This is a genomic window from Aeribacillus composti (genome assembly GCF_007827555.1).
Classification (GTDB): domain Bacteria; phylum Bacillota; class Bacilli; order Bacillales; family Aeribacillaceae; genus Aeribacillus; species Aeribacillus composti.
This window is the reverse complement of record NZ_VISS01000013.1, coordinates 19,884-39,880: the sequence shown is the minus strand read 5'-3', so window position 1 is coordinate 39,880 and position 19,997 is coordinate 19,884. Positions and strand designations below refer to the sequence as shown.

The window sequence follows — 19,997 nt, the reverse complement described above, 5'->3', positions numbered from 1 at the left end:
CCTAATTTCTATGAAACGAATATGTAATGATTGATATTTCATCCATCATTTTTCCTTCTTCTCGTTTCCTTAGCTCCATAAATTTCTTGTAATCTTTTTCTTTTATTTTTTCATATTGCTTTACTTCTATATGTTTTTGCATCAAAATCGACTGTTTTTCATTCATTGCATTACGAGAATAAATGACAAGCTGCTGGTAATGCTCAATTGTTTTTTCCAAATTTTGAACAAACTGTTGATACTGCTTAATTTCTTGAACGGACATCCCTTTGTTCAATTTTTCTTCTTGAAGCTTTACGAACTCCTCTTTTTGCTTTAAAAATGTATACAGCTTTGTTGCAACTTTTTTAAAATTTTCAACGGAATCTTCATATTCTTTTGATGATTTTCGTTTCTCATTTTCCTTTACATCCAATATTTTTTGGTAGCGGAAATGGTATGTCATGTCTTGTCACCTTCTTCAAGTAGCGAAATTAATTGCTGTACGCTTTCCTCAAATGTTATTTTTTCATTCATATGCTGCTGAAGAAATCCGTTTATTTTCGGATAATAATCCATTGCTTGATCCATTTCTTTTGAAGAGCCTCTTTTATATGCGCCGATCTTAATTAAATCTTCTGACTCGGTATATGTAGAGTACAATGCTTTCAGTTTGTTCGCAGCTTCCAGATGCGCCGGTTCGACAATATGGTTCATAAGGCGGCTGACGCTTTTTAAAATATTAATTGCAGGAAAATGTCCTCTATTCGCCAACTCGCGATCGAGCACAATGTGCCCGTCCAAAATTCCTCTCACAGTATCCGCTATCGGTTCGTTCATATCATCGCCATCAACTAAGACAGTATAAATGGCTGTGATCGAACCCTTTTCATTATTTCCTGTTCTTTCTAAAAGTCGAGGAAGCATGGCGAACACTGAAGGGGTGTATCCTTTTGTCGTCGGTGGTTCCCCAACAGCCAGTCCAATTTCCCTTTGCGCAATCGCTACTCTCGTGACTGAATCCATCATAAACATGACATTATATCCTTTATCTCGAAAATATTCTGCAATCGCCGTTGCAGAATAGGCAGCTTTAATTCTCATTAAAGCCGGCTGATCGGAGGTTGCCGCCACAATAATCGTCCGCTTTAGCCCTTCTTCCCCTAAATCTCTCTCAATAAATTCTCGAACTTCTCTTCCCCTTTCACCTATTAAGGCAATCACATTTATATCTGCTCCTGAGCTTCTTGCGATCATTCCGAGCAAAGTACTTTTTCCAACGCCGCTTCCTGCAAAAATACCTACCCGCTGACCTTTCCCAATCGTTAAAAAACCGTCAATTGCTTTCACACCCACTTCAATTTTTTTGGTGATCGGCGGCCGGGTTAACGGGTTCGGCGGCTCATTTTCAGACAGAATAGTCGTTAAACCTTTTGGAAGATTGGATCCGTCCATTGGATGACCAAATGCATCTAATACTTTTCCGATCAGGCTGATTCCCGATTTTATTTTCAGGGGCGAGCCTGTTGCTTCCACGACACAGCCAGGTGCAATTTGGTTGACCTTTGTAAACGGCATTAATAGAATATTTTCTTCTTTGAATCCGACAACTTCTGCCAGCGTTTTTTCATTTTTTCCTACATGTACATAGCAAACATCGCCGATGGAACATTCAGGTCCGCGTGATTCAATCATGAGTCCGACTACTTTTTTCACTTTTCCATATCTCTTATAAGAGTCCAGCCGATCTATATGGTCGATCAATTGAGCTAGTTTCAATCGCTTCAATCCTCCCTGACAAGATTTAACAGCTTGCTTTTTAATTGCTCCAGCTGTGTATCAATGCTCGCATCAATTTTTCCAAATGGCGATTCCACACAAATTCCGTTTTCAGGCAAATTTATATCCGGAAAAATATAGAGCTCCGTTTTAGTTGTAAATAGTTCCATTAATTCTTCTTTTTGTTCAAGCATAAATTCATATTTGTCAGGGTGAACGTATATTTTGACTTCTGGATATTCCTTTACTTCACAAATCACTTCGCGAACCAATCCAGTAAACAGTTCAGGCTCTCGCTTTAGGTTGGCTGCAATAATTTTTTCCGCTACTTTTACAGCAATTTCAATAATGGTTTCCTCGGAAGCTTCTATTTTTTTCTCATAATCTTTTTTGGAAAGCTGGACTACCTGTCTGGCAGATTCAATCACATTTTCATACTCTTGAAGTCCATCTTTTTTCCCTTTTTCAAAACCGGCTTGATACCCTTCTTTTCTTGCTTCTTCTATTAGGCGCGCTTTTTCTTCCTGCCAAGCTTCCCTTTCTTTTTCGATCTCCTTAAGCAATCGCGTTTTTTCTTCTTCAGCTTTTTCTAAAATTTTCTCTGCTTCCAAATGGGCTGCCTCAAGGAACTGTGAGCGCTGTGTGTTCTCTTCTTGATCGGAAGCGGCGAACTCTTCCTGAATTTGGATCGTTCTGATCGCCAATTTGTGCGGCTTGTGCAATGACCAAGCATGGCCGGATTTTATGACTCTAGACAATGATTTCATCTCCTTGTCCTCGAGCGATCACAATTTCGCCAGCATCCTCTAATCTTCTTATCACTTCAACAATTCTTGATTGCGCTTCTTCTACATCACGAAGCCGAACAGGACCCATGTAATTCATTTCCTCCTTGAATGTTTCCGCCATTCTAGTTGACATATTTTTAAAGACAATTTCTTTCACTTCATCCGACGCAACCTTTAACGCCAGCATGAGATCATTATTATCCACTTCGCGAATGACGCGCTGAATGGCGCGGTTATCCAAGGTAACAATATCTTCAAATACAAACATCCGCTTTTTGATTTCTTCGGCCAGCTCGGGGTCCTGCACTTCTAGTGCTTCCAGTATCGTTCGTTCTGTCGAGCGGTCGACACCGTTTAACACTTCCACTACTGTTTCGATTCCACCCGTTTCTGTGAAATCTTCCGTTACAGTAGAAGAAAGCTTCTTCTCTAAAACTTGTTCAACTTCATTAATTACTTCAGGGGATGTGCGGTCCATAATGGCGATTCTTCTTGCAATATCCGCTTGAACTTCCTGAGGCAAGCTCGATAAAATTTGTCCCGACTGCTTGGCATCCAGATAGGACAAAACTAAAGCGATCGTTTGCGGATGCTCGTTTTGTATAAAGTTTAAAATTTGAGCCGGATCTGCTTTTCTAACAAAATCAAACGGCCGTACTTGAAGAGAAGATGTCAGCCTTCTGATTATTTCACTTGCCTTTTCCCCTCCTAATGCTTTCTCAAGCACCTCTTTCGCATATTGGATCCCCCCTTGGGCAATATAATCTTGCGCAAGGGCGATTTGATGAAACTCTTCAATCACTTCTTCTTTTTTTTGCGAATCCACTTTCCGTACACTCGATATTTCTAATGTAAGCTTTTCAATTTCTTCTTCCGTGAGGTGTTTATAAACGGAAGCAGAAGCTTCCGGACCTAAGGAGATCAATAAAATAGCAGCCTTTTGCCTACCGTTTAACTTTTTCATATGTCATTTCCCCCTAGTCTTCATAGAGCCAAGTGCGCAATAGTTTAGCGAATTCGTCAGGCTTCTCTTTGGCAAGCTCCTCAAGCTTTCTACGCTGCTCATTTGCTTTCGTTTGCTCGACAGATTCTTCTTCTTGCACAGGCTGCGGCACCACTTCTTCTATTTCGTCAAATTCATCATCTTCATACTCATCTTCTTCGTCTCTCCGTCTTTTCCACCACCATAGGAATAACAAGCCAAGAAGCAGAATGCCTGCTCCAATTAACACATAGCCCCAAATTGGGAATGATGATGGCTCCTCCAAATCATCCGCATTTATTTTGCCTGAAAACGGCTGAACAGAAACTACGATTTTATCCTCAATGTCTTGATCCGTTAACGGCTCGGCCTCCGGATCTTCATTGATGCTTGTCCGAACAATTGTTGATAAAATTTGTTCAATATCATCTACACTCTGCTGCGGCAACGAATTTGGATTTTCCGGATTCGGGGGCTCAACCATGACTTGAATGCCCAGATCTCTAATTTTATATGGACTTTCAACAATTTCCCGTTTGATCCGGTTTACCTCATAATTAATTCGGTCTTCAATTTTTTCATATTCTCCTTCTCCGTTTGCACCGGCAGCCTGTTGATATGTATTCGGGACATCTGTTTGACCTGTTCCAGCAACGCCGGCAGCTTGCGCCCCAGTACCTGTGTATGTTTCCGTAATCCGTTCTGCACTGATGGCAATTCCTTCATTGTTCTCCTCATCAACTGGCTCGACTAAGTTTTCTTCCCGCTTTTCCTGGGTAAAATCAATATCAGCTGATACGTTGACAACCACTTTGTCTTGGCCCATCATCGTACCCAGCATTCTTTGCACTTGCCGTTGAATATTTTTTTCAATTTCCGATTTGATTTCAAGCTGGGAAGCAAAATTAGTGCCAGGTGTATCCTCTTGTTTCAAATCATAATAATCAAAATTTTGGTCCATTATAACAATGTTTTCAACAGGTAAATTCGGCACGCTCTTGGAAACAAGGTGATAGAGTGCATTCACTTGCGATTGGTCAAGCTTGTAACCCGGCTCCAAATTTAAAACAATGGAAGCTGATGCTTCTCCTGCGTCCTCGCCGACGAATACCGTTTCTTTAGGTAAATTGACCATCACTTTAGCGTTTTTTACGCCTTCGATTTCTTTAATTAAATTGGCCAGTTCTGTTTGTGTAGCTTTTAATTTTAATACATCAAATTCATTATCTGTCATGCCAAAACCGATATTTTGTCCAAAATACGAATAATCGATATTTCCGCTTTCAGGAATACCTTCAGCAGCAAGCTCCACTTTCAGTGCATTTGCTTCGCTTTCCGGCACTTTAATAGTTGTTCCGTTATCGGCTATTTCCGATTGAATCCCTTTGTTATCGAGGGTTTCTTTGATTCGGCCAGCTTCTTCCAATGATAAATTCGTATATAGCGGTATCATTTTCGGTTTTGACAAAACTATTGACGAAACGATAATGGCAATGATGATGAGCGATGCGCCTCCGATGATGAGGGCTTTTTGCCATTTTGTCCTTTGCCTCCAAAATGACAAAATTGTATCCTTTATTTGCAGTAGTTTTTGATTCATTCTTTCTGATCCCCCGATAATGACATTCCATTTCTAAATAGACTAATTATATTTGCATTCTCATCACTTCTTGATAAGCTTCAATGACTTTATTCCTGAATTCAACAGTTGCTTCAAGTAAAATGCTCGCTTTTTGTGCTGCGATCATGACATCATGAAGCTCTACATTTTGTCCTGCTGCAAGAGCATTTGTCAGCCGATCGGAATTTAATTGAGCTTCATTGACAGCTTCCAGCGATTTTTTCAACATATCTGAAAAGGATGATTTCCCAGAATTTTCCGCACTTTGTGCTCGGTTTTCGAGCTGGATCGATTGAGTCGGAAAAGAAATTTGCTCAATCATTTACATCACTCCTATTCTATTTCCCTATTTCCAATGCTTTCAGCAGCATGTTTTTCGATGCATTAAAGCTTGTAACATTTGCTTCATATGAGCGCGTGCTGCTGATTAAGTCGACCATTTCTTTTAAAGGATCTACATTTGGCAAAGAAACATAGCCATTTTCGTCTGCATCAGGATGGTCGGGATCATAAACGATTTTAAAAGGCGTCTCGTCCTCAACAATGGCTTGAACTCTCACGCCGTTTCCAACGCCGTTCAGCTCTTGATTCAGAAAAGCTGAGAAAGGTTTTGTATCCTCTGCTGTTACAACCATTTTCCGGCGGTAAGGCTGCCATTGCCCGTCCACATATTCAGCTCTAGTCGTCTCCATGTTTGCCATATTCGATGAAATGACATCCATTCTCAGCCGCTGAGCTGTTAAAGCTGATGCGGAAATGTTTAAAGACTGAAAAATCCCCATTATGTACGACCACCTTTTATTACTGTTTTTAATGAATTAAATTTGCCATTCAATCTGTCAATCAATGCATTGTAGAAAATTTGATTTTCCGCAAGCTTTGCCATTTCTTGATCAATGTCGACATTATTCCCATTATGCTGATAAGCACTGTTTGTCCTCGTTTCCACAATCGATGTGCTTTCGCTGCCCACAAAAGGAAGATGACGCGGATTGGTCCGATATGCATCCAGTTTTATTTGTTGATCCAAAACGTTTTTAAAATTAACTGTTTTCGCTTTATACCCTGGAGTGTCCACATTTGCAATATTATTGGCTATAACTTTTCCGTTTAAGGAAGAAATTCGAATTGCCTGCTCCAAATTGGCTATTGAATTAGAAAATATTTTCATTGCTCCCTCCAAAAGTATGATGATCTTGTATTGCAAAAGAAATAAGAAGTAAAAATGTCGAATTTTGCTAATTTATAAATATTATTTTAAAAAAGAAACAGCTTAAAGTCTATGTATAATTTGTAAAAAATCGTCGTACATTGCGATTATTTTTTTTCTAGTTCTAAATGACTATCACTTTTTTAACATTGGAATTTGATTCTGCAGCTTTTTCAGAGGGATGAGTAGGAGGTTAGAACTTATTGAAATTAGACAAATCAGCCGATTTTCAATAAGAAATTTGTAGAAAACATTTATAAAAAGCTGATTCAAAAGGTTTGATAAACAAACCTTTAGAGCAGCTTTCTTTTAATGGTTTTTTAATTTTTCTAGTTCAACTAAAAATTTGTTGTTTAACACTTTAATATATGTGCCTTTCATACCAAGAGAACGAGATTCAATGACTCCAGCGCTTTCTAATTTGCGAAGCGCATTGACGATCACAGATCTGGTAATGCCGACGCGGTCAGCAATTTTGCTTGCAACTAGCAATCCCTCTGTGCCGCTTAATTCTTCAAAAATGTGTTCGATCGCTTCGAGTTCGCTGTATGATAAAGAGCTGATTGCCATTTGGACAACCGCTTTGCTTCTCGCTTCCTCTTCAATTTCCTCGGCTTTTTCTCTTAAAATCTCCATTCCAACAACAGTTGCCCCGTATTCAGCCAATATTAGGTCATCATCATTAAATTGAGTTCCCAGTCTAGATAATATAAGGGTTCCTAAGCGGTCTCCTCCTCCGATGATCGGAACAATGGTCGTATATCCGTTTTTAAAGAGCTCGCGGTTCTCAACAGGAAATGCAGTATATTCGCTATATACATCTAAATTTGGTGACGTTTCGGTAATATTAAATAAACTTTTCGTATACTCTTCAGGAAATTTTCTTTCCTCCAGCATTTTTTTCATGCGGTCATTATCTATTTGCTTGTTCAAGCCGAAGCCTAATACTTTTCCTCGGCGGCTGAGCACAAAAATATTTGCCTCAATGACTTCACTTAATGTTTCCGCCATTTCTTTAAAATTAACAGGTTTTCCTGCCGCCTTTTGCAGCATCGCATTAATTTTTCTTGTTTTTTCTAATAACTCCATGATCTCAAATCCTCCTAAAAAATTTCATCTTTTTATAAAATAAATTGACTTAAATCTTTGTTTTGAACAATTTTATTTAATTTTTCTTCCACATAGTTCGGTGTAATCACAACCTTTTCTAAATTTATATCCGGCGCTTCAAACAACAAGTCTTCCAGCAGTTTTTCTAAAATGGTATGAAGCCTTCTTGCCCCAATATTATCTGTATCTTGGTTCACTTGGTAAGCAATTTCAGCAATTTTACGAATAGCTTCGTCAGAAAATTCTAATTTTATACCTTCCGTCTCCAATAATGCTTCATATTGTTTTAATAAAGCATTATCCGGTTCAATTAAAATTCGGACAAAATCATCTGCCGTTAGCTTTTTCAATTCCACGCGAATCGGAAAACGTCCTTGCAATTCAGGGATTAAATCCGATGGCTTCGCCATGTGAAAAGCGCCAGCTGCAATAAAGAGTATATGGTCGGTTTTTACGGTGCCATATTTTGTTACAACTGCAGATCCTTCCACGATTGGAAGTATATCTCTTTGCACACCTTCGCGGGAAACATCAGCACCAGAACTGTTGTGGCCGTTTTTGGCAATTTTGTCGATTTCATCGATAAAAATGATGCCTGATTGTTCCGCGCGTTCAATGGCAAGCTGTGTCACTTCGTCCATATCAATCAGTTTTGCTGCTTCTTCATTCGTCAAAACCTTTCGGGCGTTTTTCACAGTAAGCTTTCTTTTTTTCTTCCTTTTTGGAAGAAGACTGTTCAAAGCATCCTGCATATTAAAGCCCATCTGCTCCATCCCTGTCCCTTGCAGGAGATCGAACATAGAGGGCTGCTGTTCCTCAATTTCAACCGTAACAAAATGGTCTTCTAGTTCGCCTGCTGCTAATTTGCGGGCGATTTCTCTCCGCTTCTCCTTTAGATCCTGTTCATTTTCTCCCTGCGTTTCGAACGAATTTGTTTGTTGATTTCCTCCGAAAAGCATTTCTAAAGGATTTTTGTAAGCAGCCTGTTTTTTCTTACTCGGAACGAGGAGCTCGATCAGCCTGCGATTGGCGTTTTCTTCCGCTTGTGCTCTTACTTCCTGCATTTTTTCTTCCTTCACAAGCCGGACGGAAGTTTCCACTAAATCGCGGACCATCGATTCCACATCTCGCCCGACATACCCTACTTCTGTAAATTTTGTTGCCTCCACCTTTACAAAGGGCGCGCCGACGAGCTTTGCAATTCTCCTAGCAATTTCAGTTTTTCCAACCCCAGTCGGACCAATCATTAAAATGTTTTTCGGAACCACTTCATCGCGAATTTTTTCATCCAATAAGCTTCTCCGGTATCGATTTCTTAACGCAACAGCAACCGCTTTTTTCGCTTCTTCCTGACCGACTATGTATTGGTCTAATCGTTCAACAATTTGTTTCGGAGATAATTGCATTTTTTTCATTCGCCTCCCTCCTTTCTAAAGTTCCTCAACGATAATGTTATTGTTCGTAAAAACGCAAATATTTGCTGCTATTTCTAGAGCGGATTTAGCGATTTCTTTGGCAGACATTTGTTCACCGGCATATTGTTTCAATGCACGGCCTGCAGCAAGGGCATAATTTCCCCCTGAGCCGATAGCTAAAATGCCATCATCCGGTTCGATTACTTCACCCGTCCCAGAAAGGAGCAGAAGCTTTTGGGCATCCATCACAATTAACATTGCTTCTAATTGTCTTAATACTTTGTCGCTTCGCCACTCTTTTGCCATTTCCACAGCCGCTCTTGCCAAATTGCCGTTATACTCTTCCAGACTGCCTTCAAACTTTTCAAACAGCGTAAACGCATCAGCAACAGATCCCGCAAATCCAGCAAGCACTTTTCCATTATAAATTTTTCGGACCTTTCGTGCTGTATGCTTCATCACAACTTGATTGCCAAGTGTTACTTGTCCATCACCTGCCATCGCGCATTGTCCTTTATGGCGAATGGCAAAAATCGTTGTCGCATGAAATGTTGACAATTGCAAGCCTCCCTTTAAGAATCTTTTGCCCGTGGATGGTAGGCCATATAAACATTTTTTAAATGGTCTTTTGACACATGGGTATAAATTTGCGTTGATGATAAATGAACATGGCCCAAAAGTTCTTGAACACTTCTTAAGTCAGCTCCAGCATTTAAGAGGTGAGTCGCAAAAGTATGCCTAAACATATGCGGATGAAGATGCAGATTTTTTGCTGAATTATCTATCAGCTGTTTTAAGATATACCGAACTCCCCTTGCTGTTAAAGGCTTTCCCCGATGGTTTACAAACAAAAAGCGATGATCCTGTCCGGACTGATTTTTCATCAGCTTGCTTCTGCCATCATGGATATATCGTTCCGCTGCCTGACGTGCATAGCTTCCGAAAGGCACATAGCGCTGTTTGTTTCCTTTTCCATTTACTAAAATGGTCTCAATGGAAAAATCCAGGTCTTCAAGGCGAATTTGGCATAATTCACTCACACGGATTCCCGTTCCATATAAAAATTCCAAAATCAATTGATTCCGCTGCCCGAGCGGATCATTCAGGTCGGAAATGGAAAACAGCATTTCCAGCTCCTCATCAAATAAAAATCTAGGGATCGCTTTTTTTTGCTTCGGAAGTGACACTAAAGAAAAAGGATTGTCCGTTACATATTTTTCCCGCAAAAGAAAATAATAAAAAGTTCTAATGCTTGAAATTTTACGGGAAATGGATGTTTTGGAATACTTTTTGCTTAAATCCGTCAAAAAAATACGTATATCTGAATATTGAACGTCATCCAGCCTTTCTAACCCTTCTTTTTCCATAAAAGAAAAAAAATCATTCAAGTCATGCAGATAATTCACAATTGTATATTGTGAATAATTTTTTTCAATTTGTAAATATTCAATGAATAAATTTAAATAATTCTTAACATTTTCCACTCTTAGCACCTCACAAAGGGCTACTAAATCGTATCACATTTGCAGTAGCCCTTTCAATCCATTTTATAATTTTTTCGAAATTTTTTGAATAGTTTGAAGTGCTCTTTTTGCCAATTGTTCATTTCTTTCTTTTTTCACTTTAATGTGGGTGTCAAGCGGTTTAAAAAGACCAAAATTCGCATTCATCGGCTGAAAATTATTCGGATCTGCCGTTGTAATATACTTTGCCATGCTTCCCATTGCTGTTTCATCAGGAAATTCAATCAATTCCTTTCCCAAAACGAGGCATGCCGCATTAATGCCTGCTATTAATCCGGAAGCAGCTGACTCAACATAGCCTTCTACGCCAGTCATTTGTCCGGCGAAAAACAAATCCTCGCGCCCTTTATATTGATAAGTTGGTCTAAGCAGTTTCGGGGAATTGATAAACGTATTTCGATGCATCACTCCATATCTGACAATTTCCGCCTTTTCAAGCCCCGGAATCATCTGAATGATTTCCTTTTGCGGACCCCATTTTAGATGAGTTTGGAAGCCGACGATATTATACAAAGTCCCTGCCGCATTATCCTGCCGCAGCTGGACGACGGCAAAAGGACGCTTTCCTGTTTCGGGATGCTCCAAGCCGACAGGCTTCATCGGTCCGAAAAGAAGCGTTTTCTTTCCTCTCTTTGCCATGACTTCAATCGGCATGCATCCTTCAAAAAAGATTTCTTTCTCAAATTCTTTTAGAGGAACAGTTTCCGCGCTGATTAATGCCTCATAAAAGCGATCGAACTCTTCCTCTGTCATCGGACAGTTTAAATATGCAGCCTCCCCTTTGTCGTATCTTGATTTCAAATATACTTTTTCCATATCAATGCTGTCTTTTTCAATTATCGGTGCGGCTGCGTCGTAAAAATATAAATATTCCTCGCCAGTAAGCTTTTTTAATGCTTCCGATAATGCTTCTGAAGTTAAAGGTCCTGTTGCTATTACCGTCGGCCCTTCTGGAATGTCCGTCACTTCTTCGTGAAAGACGGTAATATTGGGATGTTCTTTCACCCGTTTAGTGACGATATCCGCAAATTCGTGGCGATCAACGGCAAGTGCACCCCCAGCCGGAACGGAACATTGATCAGCAGCCGAAATAATTACGGAGTCACACATTCTCATTTCTTCTTTCAATACTCCGACTGCATTTGTCAAAGAATTGGCTCTCAACGAATTAGAGCAGACCAGTTCAGCAAATTTATCCGTATGATGGGCCGGAGTTTGCTTTTTTGGACGCATTTCGTACAAGCGAACTTGAATTCCTCTTTTGGCAATTTGCCATGCCGCTTCGCTTCCAGCTAGCCCAGCACCGATAACGTTGACAACTTGATTGTTCATTTTAGCACTCCTCCGTCTTTATAAAAGCTCTCTTCTTGTTGTGTTTTCGTAAAAAACTGCCGAAATATCTCCATGAAGAAGGTGAGCTTTACATTGCTCACCAAAGAGAAGATATTTGTTAACGCTGCGGTTCTTCTTTATAGTCGCAAGAAGAACATTGCACTTGAACACCTTTTTTCAAACGTTTTTCTACCAAAATTTCTCCACATTTCGGACATTTTCTTTCAACCGGCTTTTCCCAAGAAATAAAATCGCACTCTGGGTAACGGTCACATCCATAAAATACGCGGCGTCTCTTCGACTTTCTCTCCACAATATTTCCCTCATGGCATTTCGGACATTTCAAACCGATTTCTTTTAAAATTGGTTTTGTATTGCGGCAGTCTGGAAAATTGGAGCAAGCCAAAAATTTTCCGTACCTTCCCATTTTGTAAACCATTTCGCTTCCGCATTTTTCACACTTTACACCGGCATATTCATCTTTTATTTCTACCTTTTCCATTTCATTTTCGGCTTTTTTAACATTCTTTGAAAAATCATGATAAAATTCATCAATAATTTTTACCCAATTTACTTTTCCTTCTTCAATATCATCTAAATCATGCTCCATTTTCGCAGTAAATTCCACATCCAAAATTTCAGGGAAAAATTCCATCATCAGCTCGTGGACAATTTGGCCAAGTTCTGTTGGGACAAATCGTTTGTTTTCAAGCGCAACATACCCTCTTCTTTGAATGGTATCGAGCGTCGGTGCATATGTAGAAGGACGTCCTATGCCTAATTCCTCCAGCGTTTTGACAAGCCTCGCTTCCGTATACCTTGGAGGCGGCTGTGTAAAGTGCTGCTCCGGTTTTAAATCTTTTGAAAAGATTTTATCCCCTTCCTGAAGATCAGGCAAAAGACGATTGCTTTTATCTTCTTCTTGATCGTCCGTCCCTTCTACATATACTTTCATAAAACCATGGAATTTGATTTTTGAACCGTTTGCACGGAACATAACACCATTGTTCTCCAAATCAACGCTCATCGTATCCATGACAGCCGGCGACATTTGGCTCGCGATAAATCGTTCCCAAATCAGTTTGTATAATTTATATTGGTCTTTTGTTAAAAAGTCTTTTATTCCATCCGGATTTCGAAAAGCGCTGGTCGGCCGTATCGCTTCGTGAGCATCCTGAACATTGCCTGATTTCTGACTTCCTCTCGTTTTGGCTTGCGCATATTCACTGCCAAACATCTTTTCAATATAACTGATTGCCTCCGATTTCGCTGTGTCTGAAATTCGCGTGGAATCGGTACGCATATAAGTAATCAATCCGACAGTGCCTTCCTTGCCGAGGTCTATTCCTTCATACAGCTGTTGTGCTACCATCATCGTTTTCTTCGCACGGAAATTGAGTTTCCTTGCAGCTTCCTGCTGTAAAGAGGAAGTTGTAAATGGAGGTGCAGGATTTCTTCTCCGTTCTTTTTTTGTTACTTTCGTTACAGTAAACTCATTTCCAATAACTTTTTGGAGCACCTGTTTTACATCTTCTTCGGTTTTCAAATCCTTTTTTTTGCCTTCAACACCCCAAAAAGCAGCTTCAAACGACTCCGTTCCTTTAAGAAAGTCTCCGTTAATCGTCCAATATTCCTCAGGCTTGAAATGTTTAATTTCATTTTCACGATCGATAATTAGACGGACAGCAACAGATTGAACTCTCCCGGCACTTAAACCCTTCTTTACCTTTTTCCAAAGGATCGGGCTGATATTGTAGCCGACCAGCCTGTCTAATACCCTTCTTGCCTGCTGGGCATCAACTAAATCCATGTTAATAGCTCTTGGCGATTTAAAAGAATCTTTGATCGCATCTTTTGTAATTTCATTGAACACAACGCGGCAATCGGATTGGATATCAATATCTAAGCTTTGCGCTAAATGCCACGCAATCGCCTCTCCCTCTCTGTCCGGGTCGGCTGCAAGAAAAACTTTTTTCGCCTTTTTGGCAGCGTTCTTGAGCTCTTTCAGAACCGGCCCTTTCCCTCTTATCGTGATGTATTTTGGTTGAAAATTGTGCTCTATGTCAACTCCCATTTGACTTTTAGGCAAGTCCCGAACATGGCCCATTGAAGCCTTCACGGTATATTTTTTTCCTAAATACTTTTCAATTGTTTTCGCCTTTGCTGGCGACTCCACAATGACTAAGTAGTCCGACATTCATTTTTCCTCCTTAAGAGGTTTTCTCTCTTTTTATGCATCAGTTTATGAAAATGATTGTTGATCATTCAACTGTTAAAATAATCTTCACTATTATTAAATATTCCAATGCATTTTGTCAAACAGTATTCATCAGCTTCCGCCTTTAGACGCAAAAAAATTATTTTTCTTCATACATCGGCTTTAATTCTTCTATAATCTCATCAGGTGACAGGGCAAGCGCTGCCCCTTCCTTTAACAATTGTATATTCCCTTGAAATAATGGATCAAATAATGGCACCGGGGGTGAAAAAACGATTCTCCCTTGTTCCAAAGCATGCTGGGCAGTGATAAGAGAACCGCTTCGTTTGGAAGCTTGAGCAACAAAGGTTCCTAAGCTTAATCCGCTAATAATTCTATTTCGCATTGGAAACATCCATTTTTCCGGTCTTTTATATGGAGGATGCTCAGAGAGGAGAAGATGCTCCTTTTGGATGATTTTAGCCAGCTCCATGTTTTCCTTCGGATAAATATGATCAAATCCGCCAGCGATTACGGCAATTGTTTTCGAATTCTCCTCAATGGCCGTCCAATGGGCTTTCGCATCAATACCGAGGGCAAGCCCGCTGATTATCGTAAATTTTTGCTTCGCCAAATGCGTAACAAAATATTGAACAAGGTCGCAGCCATATTTCGATGCATGACGAGTTCCGACAACGCTTAAATTTCGGATATTTTTTAATAGACTAATATCCCCTTGGCAAAATAAAACGGGAGGCGGATCAAAAATATGCTTTAAATACGTTGGATAATGGGAATCAATGATCGTAATCAGGTGGATATTCCTGTTTTTATAATAGTTTAGCAGGCTCTCCGTTGAAATGGATTGGTAATCTTCTATAAACGTTGAATAGTTTTTAGGAGGAATAAACAGACGGGTGGCTAATGTTTGAGGCGTTAGATGCAGAGCTTCTTCATACATGCCTTCCTGTTCAAAAAGCTGAACGATTCTTCTCTTTGCCGCACCTTTGCAATGAGCGAGTTTTATTAATAAATTTCTAGGATTAATAGCCCTCACCTCAATTCTATAAAGAAGGAATAGCCTTGTGGCTACTCCTTTTGTTTTAATGAGTTTTGCATTTTTCATATAAACCTTTTTCTTTTAAAACTGAGATTAACGTCTCGCCAATAACGGAAGGAGTATCTGCGACTTTAATACCACATTCATTCATTTTCTTAATTTTTTCCGCTGCTGTTCCTTTACCTCCGGAAATAATTGCGCCCGCATGTCCCATGCGTTTTCCTGGAGGTGCTGTTTGTCCGCCGATAAATCCTACGACTGGTTTTGTCATGTTTGCTTTAATCCACTCAGCTGCTTCTTCTTCCGCTGTACCCCCGATTTCACCAATCATAATGACGGCATATGTTTCCGGATCTTCGTTAAATGCTTTTAGCACGTCAATGAAGTTTGTGCCGTTTACAGGGTCCCCGCCAATTCCAACAGCCGTTGACTGACCAATGCCTGCTTGCGATAGCTGATGAACCGCTTCATATGTCAAAGTACCTGAACGGGAAACGACTCCGACATGTCCCTTAGTGTGGATATATCCAGGCATAATGCCGATTTTACATTCGCCAGGTGTGATGACTCCCGGGCAGTTCGGTCCGATTAATCGAGTTTTCTTTCCTTCCATGTATCTTTTTACTTTGACCATGTCTAAAACCGGGATATGTTCTGTAATACAGATGACTAGGTCAAGCTCCGCATCAACCGCTTCCATAATGGCATCCGCTGCAAAAGGAGCTGGGACATAAATAACGGAAGCATTGGCACCGGTTTGTTTCACCGCTTCTTCAACCGTGTTGAAAACCGGAACTCCTTCGACTTCCTGACCGCCTTTGCCTGGGGATGTCCCGCCGACAATCTTCGTTCCGTATTCAAGCATTTGTTTCGTATGGAATAACGCAGTAGATCCAGTAATCCCCTGAACGATTACTTTTGTATCTTTATTAATAAATACGCTCATTCTTCTCCCTCGCTTTCCTATTTCACTAATGAAACGATTTTTTGCGCCCCGTCTGCCATAGACTCTGCAGATGTAATATTTAGGCCTGACTCTTCTAGTATTTTTTTACCAAGCTCAACATTCGTTCCCTCAAGACGAACGACTAGCGGGATCGTCAAGCCAACTTGTTTTGTCGCTTCAACGACACCTTGTGCGATGACATCGCATTTCATAATGCCTCCAAAGATATTGACGAAAATCCCTTTTACGTTTTCATCCGACAAAATAATTTTAAACGCTTCCGTAACCTTTTCTGCCGTTGCGCCGCCGCCGACATCTAGGAAGTTTGCTGGCTCACCGCCGTAATATTTAATAATATCCATCGTTGCCATGGCAAGACCTGCTCCGTTTACCATACACCCGATATTGCCATCAAGAGCTATGTAGCTTAAATCATATTTTGAAGCTTCAATTTCTTTCGGATTTTCCTCATCTAAATCACGATATTCCAACACATCTTTTTGACGGTATAATGCATTGGAGTCAAAGTTTAGTTTAGCATCCAAAGCCATAACCTTTCCGTCGCCTGTAACGACAAGCGGGTTAATTTCCGCAATAGAGCAATCCTTTTCGACAAATACTTGATAAAGTCCCAACATAAATTTAACAGCTTGTCCGACTAATTCTTTCGGAATGTTAATGTTAAATGCGATTCGGCGAGCTTGGAAAGGTTGAAGTCCTACTGCCGGATCAATATATTCTTTGAAGATTTTTTCCGGTGTTTTCGCTGCCACTTCTTCAATTTCGGTGCCGCCTTCCTCAGACGCCATCAAAACAACGCGGGAGGTTGCGCGATCAACAACAAAACCAACATAATATTCTTTTTTAATGTCACAGCCTTCTTCAATTAAAAGACGTTTGACTTCTTTTCCTTCTGGTCCTGTTTGATGTGTAACGAGCGTTTTTCCTAACAATTCACTAGCATACTCGCGAACCTCTTCTAAACTTTTCGCTACTTTTACTCCGCCAGCTTTCCCGCGGCCGCCAGCATGAATTTGCGCTTTGACTACCACTACGTCAGTACCCAGCTCTTTTGCCGCTTCAACCGCTTCCTCAACGGAAAACGCAACTTTGCCGTTCGGTACCGTGACGCCGTATTTTCTGAGGATTTCTTTCCCCTGGTACTCATGGATATTCATATCCCATCCTCCTAACTTATGTATCTTAGCCTTTTCGAGGCAATTTTAGACTGCGCTTTCATTGTATAAAAATGTTTCATCATTGTCTACCATTCTTTATAAAAAGACGTCGTTTATTTCATCTTTGCTGGTCTAAGCGGTATATAAAGCTTAAAAGCTCAGCTACCACTTCATAAAGCTCCTCGGGAATTTGCTCATTTATTTCCACTTCTGACAAAAGTTCAATAAGCGAGGGATCTTCTTGAATCGGAACATTGTTTTCTCTCGCTTTTTCAATGATTTTTTCAGCGACATACCCTTTACCTTTTGCCGATACTTTTGGCGCGGCGTCCTTTTCATCGTTATAGCTGAGGGCAACAGCTTTTAAATCTTTTGTTTCTTTTTTCATATTTTGATGTCCACCTTCTGGTAAGGTTGTCCGGAAATGACCTTTTGAGTTTGTTCATCCGTTTTTCCTTTTTGGATAGAAACTCCTGTTAAAACATAATTGATTTGTTTTAAATTTTCCTGAAGGCTTCCCAAATGCTGAACAATATCGCTTTCTTCAAGAATGTCGTTGTAAATCGTAACTTTTACAGCGCGATTTTGAATGAATACGTCCACTACTGTTTCTTTTATTTCTTTTAAATACAATGAAAAAATGATTCGGCAAAAATTAGGATTTATTTTTTCTGTTTCGTCTTTTTTTCCGTTGATTTGGATTGTAATATCCGTCCATTGCTCTCCTAACTGAATCGGGACATGAATAAAAAATTGTTCAACAGGTCCTTTTTGTTCCCGCATAAAATGCTGTCCGTTTATGTAATCTAAAGCGCGCTCCATCGCCCCTCTTAAACTTGAATGTTCCATATTTTGCAAATATTTTATAAGCAGTGTCTTTAATGGCCATTCACTCTGACCGCTACTGCTTTCAGCATGTTCAAATAAGCCGATTTTGGCTATCGCTGTTTTTAACAATTGTTTCACTTCTTGAGCGGAAACGTTGTGGATGCTTTGCTGAAACATCGCTTTCAGCGTATTTTTTTCTTCCGCGTTCAGCATTTGTCCAATTCTACTTCCGTTCGCCTTGTCTTTTGTGAATGGTTGAAGCAATGCTTGCTCACTGTTTTCATTCAGTATAAGCTGCTTAATGGCTAGCGGATTTTCTTTCATCCAAAATTCAAGCTTATTCAACAATTGCTTGGAAAAGGTGTCATTTCTTTCTCGCAATATTTGGTTCACTTCTTCGGCTTTATAAAGAAAACGAAGGTTTGTAAGCTGAAACAGGTTTCGGTTTAGATCTTTCATGTCCTCGGCTCTTCCGCTATTGTTTAACATTTCGTCTAATTGAAAAAGGAGCTGAGACAGCTTCTTCTCGTCTAGAACAGCCAGCAAAGGACGGATGACATGCTCCGCAATTGGCAGTTTTTTTTCAAAAGCGATGAGAAGCGCCTGAAATAAACTTTCACGAGGAGCTTTTCCCTTAAAGGACTGCAAAATGTTGATGGCAAGAGCCAAGTCTTTTTTGGAAAAAGGAATTTCATTTTCCAGCAGCAAATCAATAAGCTGCGAGGCCGCATTGTCAGCAGGCAGGCGGAAATGTTCAAGAATAGCCCGGCCTGTATGACCTTCATCTTTTTCCGGAAACAAAAGCTTCAGTCTGATTCCGCTTTCCGTTACTTCAGTCTGAAACCAATAAGTTTTCATTGCTTGAATATCCGCCTCAACAGCAGCGGTTAATTTCATTTTTCCAATTGCAAGCAATGCATGAGAATTAGGATAAATTTTCAACACTTTTCCTTTCACAATCTCTTGATCTTGAAATGTTTTGGCCGCGGGATCAAAAAGAGATTGAAGACTTATCTTCCTAAGAAGAGCAGATATTTCATTCATTCTTATCACCCGTTAAAAAAGTTTAACGCATCTTGTACCGGAGCAAAGCTTTTCCGATGATGCTCCGTCACACCGTGCTTCTCGATCGCTTCCAAATGCTGCTTTGTACCGTAGCCCACATGACGTTCAAAGCCGTATTCCGGAAATTGCTTTCCCAGCTCTTCCATGTACCTGTCTCTCACAACTTTTGCGACGCAGGAGCTTGCTGCAATCGTAATGCTTTTTTCATCACCCTTAATGATGGAAAGCTGCGGAATATTAATTGGTAATTCAAGAGCATCAATCAATAAATGATCCGGCTTTCCCTGCTTTAATTGATCAATGGCTAAAAGCATTGCTTTTTTTGTCGCATTGTAAATGTTTAGTTCATCAATTTCTTTTGCCGACACAAACCCAATCCCGACATCTACTGCCAGATCCATTATGTATTGAAAAAACTCTTCCCGTTTTTGCTTCGAAATTTTTTTCGAGTCCGTCAGCCCCGGCAAATAAAATTCATCAGGCAAAATCACGCAAGCAGCAACGACCGGACCTGCAAGACACCCTCTTCCCACTTCATCAATGCCTGCCAGCATTCGAAATCCCTTTTCTTTCAATTCTCTTTCGTATTTGCACATGTTTTGAAACTGCTGTCTCAATTGCTGCTCTTTTTCATATTGCTTCAGCCATTTTTTTACTAATTTTTGGACGGTTTTCCGCTCATCTTTTTGGCAGGCAAGAAAAAAAGGGTCGTTTATATCATGGATGGCACTGAGCTTTTCTTCAATTTCCTTCGCCGTTAAATTCAACTTTCTTCAACCTCTCCCTTAATATTTGCATTTGTAAATTTCGTTCGAATAGTTTGTACATGAACGGCTTCCTCGGCTGCAATTTGATTAAGCGTCTATTTTTCACATGCTCAAATGACTTTCAAGACTTTTTTACTATTTCCCGAAAGCTCTTTACCCGTCAAGAAAGGAAAACCGATTAACCGGTTAAGCGCCGATTGCACCGCTTCTCTCAAGT

20 protein-coding genes are annotated in these 19,997 nt (G+C 40.2%); all 20 read right to left on the bottom strand.

Annotation, left to right across the window (positions count from 1 at the left end):
- Position 1 precedes the first annotated feature (1 nt).
- Entirely contained in the window at positions 2 to 445 is a 444-nt protein-coding gene (fliJ, locus tag FB379_RS08415; protein WP_063386665.1) for a flagellar export protein FliJ, read from the bottom strand.
- Entirely contained in the window at positions 442 to 1,758 is a 1,317-nt protein-coding gene (gene fliI, locus FB379_RS08410) for a flagellar protein export ATPase FliI (RefSeq protein ID WP_063386664.1), read from the bottom strand. Before fliI ends, fliJ begins: the two co-directional genes overlap by 4 nt.
- A 5-nt stretch (positions 1,759 to 1,763) precedes the next feature.
- Positions 1,764 to 2,516, bottom strand: coding sequence for a flagellar assembly protein FliH (gene fliH, locus FB379_RS08405; protein ID WP_158640176.1), 753 nt, complete (start codon positions 2,514 to 2,516; stop codon positions 1,764 to 1,766).
- A complete protein-coding gene (fliG, locus tag FB379_RS08400; RefSeq protein WP_063386662.1) occupies positions 2,509 to 3,510 on the bottom strand; it encodes a flagellar motor switch protein FliG in 1,002 nt (333 codons plus the stop codon). The genes fliH and fliG overlap by 8 nt, the downstream gene beginning before the upstream one ends.
- A 13-nt stretch (positions 3,511 to 3,523) precedes the next feature.
- The gene (gene fliF / locus FB379_RS08395; protein WP_144597742.1) at positions 3,524 to 5,128 is read right to left on the bottom strand and encodes a flagellar basal-body MS-ring/collar protein FliF; all 1,605 of its coding nucleotides are present in this window, start codon (positions 5,126 to 5,128) and stop codon (positions 3,524 to 3,526) included.
- Between the two features lie 46 nt (positions 5,129 to 5,174).
- Complete coding sequence (fliE, locus tag FB379_RS08390; RefSeq protein WP_066246512.1) at positions 5,175 to 5,471, bottom strand: flagellar hook-basal body complex protein FliE; 297 nt, start codon at positions 5,469 to 5,471, stop codon at positions 5,175 to 5,177.
- A 16-nt stretch (positions 5,472 to 5,487) separates the two neighbouring features.
- Positions 5,488 to 5,931, bottom strand: a complete 444-nt coding sequence (flgC, locus tag FB379_RS08385; protein WP_066246514.1) for a flagellar basal body rod protein FlgC — start codon at positions 5,929 to 5,931, stop codon at positions 5,488 to 5,490.
- The gene (gene flgB / locus FB379_RS08380; RefSeq protein ID WP_063386658.1) at positions 5,931 to 6,320 is read right to left on the bottom strand and encodes a flagellar basal body rod protein FlgB; all 390 of its coding nucleotides are present in this window, start codon (positions 6,318 to 6,320) and stop codon (positions 5,931 to 5,933) included. Before flgB ends, flgC begins: the two co-directional genes overlap by 1 nt.
- Positions 6,321 to 6,668: 348 nt before the next feature.
- On the bottom strand, positions 6,669 to 7,448 hold the full coding sequence (gene codY / locus FB379_RS08375) for a GTP-sensing pleiotropic transcriptional regulator CodY (RefSeq protein ID WP_066246516.1): 780 nt from the start codon (positions 7,446 to 7,448) through the stop codon (positions 6,669 to 6,671).
- Positions 7,449 to 7,480: 32 nt separating this feature from the next.
- Entirely contained in the window at positions 7,481 to 8,884 is a 1,404-nt protein-coding gene (gene hslU, locus FB379_RS08370) for an HslU--HslV peptidase ATPase subunit (RefSeq protein ID WP_063388413.1), read from the bottom strand.
- 15 nt (positions 8,885 to 8,899) lie between these two features.
- Positions 8,900 to 9,442 (bottom strand): ATP-dependent protease subunit HslV, encoded by a 543-nt coding sequence (gene hslV / locus FB379_RS08365; RefSeq protein WP_082829323.1) that lies wholly within the window; start codon positions 9,440 to 9,442, stop codon positions 8,900 to 8,902.
- 14 nt (positions 9,443 to 9,456) lie between these two features.
- A complete protein-coding gene (gene xerC, locus FB379_RS08360; protein WP_144597741.1) occupies positions 9,457 to 10,368 on the bottom strand; it encodes a tyrosine recombinase XerC in 912 nt (303 codons plus the stop codon).
- A gap of 63 nt (positions 10,369 to 10,431) precedes the next feature.
- Positions 10,432 to 11,739, bottom strand: a complete 1,308-nt coding sequence (trmFO, locus tag FB379_RS08355) for an FADH(2)-oxidizing methylenetetrahydrofolate--tRNA-(uracil(54)-C(5))-methyltransferase TrmFO (RefSeq protein ID WP_066246520.1) — start codon at positions 11,737 to 11,739, stop codon at positions 10,432 to 10,434.
- A gap of 118 nt (positions 11,740 to 11,857) precedes the next feature.
- Positions 11,858 to 13,936 carry a type I DNA topoisomerase gene (topA, locus tag FB379_RS08350; RefSeq protein ID WP_063388416.1) on the bottom strand — a complete coding sequence of 693 codons (2,079 nt, stop codon included), beginning with the start codon at positions 13,934 to 13,936 and terminating at the stop codon, positions 11,858 to 11,860.
- Positions 13,937 to 14,096: 160 nt separating this feature from the next.
- Positions 14,097 to 15,062: a DNA-processing protein DprA gene (gene dprA / locus FB379_RS08345; protein ID WP_082830336.1), complete on the bottom strand. Its 966-nt coding sequence runs from the start codon at positions 15,060 to 15,062 to the stop codon at positions 14,097 to 14,099.
- A complete protein-coding gene (sucD, locus tag FB379_RS08340; RefSeq protein WP_066246522.1) occupies positions 15,040 to 15,942 on the bottom strand; it encodes a succinate--CoA ligase subunit alpha in 903 nt (300 codons plus the stop codon). Before sucD ends, dprA begins: the two co-directional genes overlap by 23 nt.
- Positions 15,943 to 15,959: 17 nt before the next feature.
- Positions 15,960 to 17,120: an ADP-forming succinate--CoA ligase subunit beta gene (sucC, locus tag FB379_RS08335; RefSeq protein WP_063388418.1), complete on the bottom strand. Its 1,161-nt coding sequence runs from the start codon at positions 17,118 to 17,120 to the stop codon at positions 15,960 to 15,962.
- Positions 17,121 to 17,238: 118 nt separating this feature from the next.
- The gene (locus FB379_RS08330) at positions 17,239 to 17,508 is read right to left on the bottom strand and encodes an EscU/YscU/HrcU family type III secretion system export apparatus switch protein (RefSeq protein ID WP_063388419.1); all 270 of its coding nucleotides are present in this window, start codon (positions 17,506 to 17,508) and stop codon (positions 17,239 to 17,241) included.
- Positions 17,505 to 18,992, bottom strand: coding sequence for a hypothetical protein (locus FB379_RS08325; RefSeq protein WP_144597740.1), 1,488 nt, complete (start codon positions 18,990 to 18,992; stop codon positions 17,505 to 17,507). The genes FB379_RS08330 and FB379_RS08325 overlap by 4 nt, the downstream gene beginning before the upstream one ends.
- Before the next feature lie 5 nt (positions 18,993 to 18,997).
- Entirely contained in the window at positions 18,998 to 19,780 is a 783-nt protein-coding gene (locus FB379_RS08320; RefSeq protein ID WP_094246058.1) for a ribonuclease HII, read from the bottom strand.
- Positions 19,781 to 19,997 lie beyond the last annotated feature (217 nt).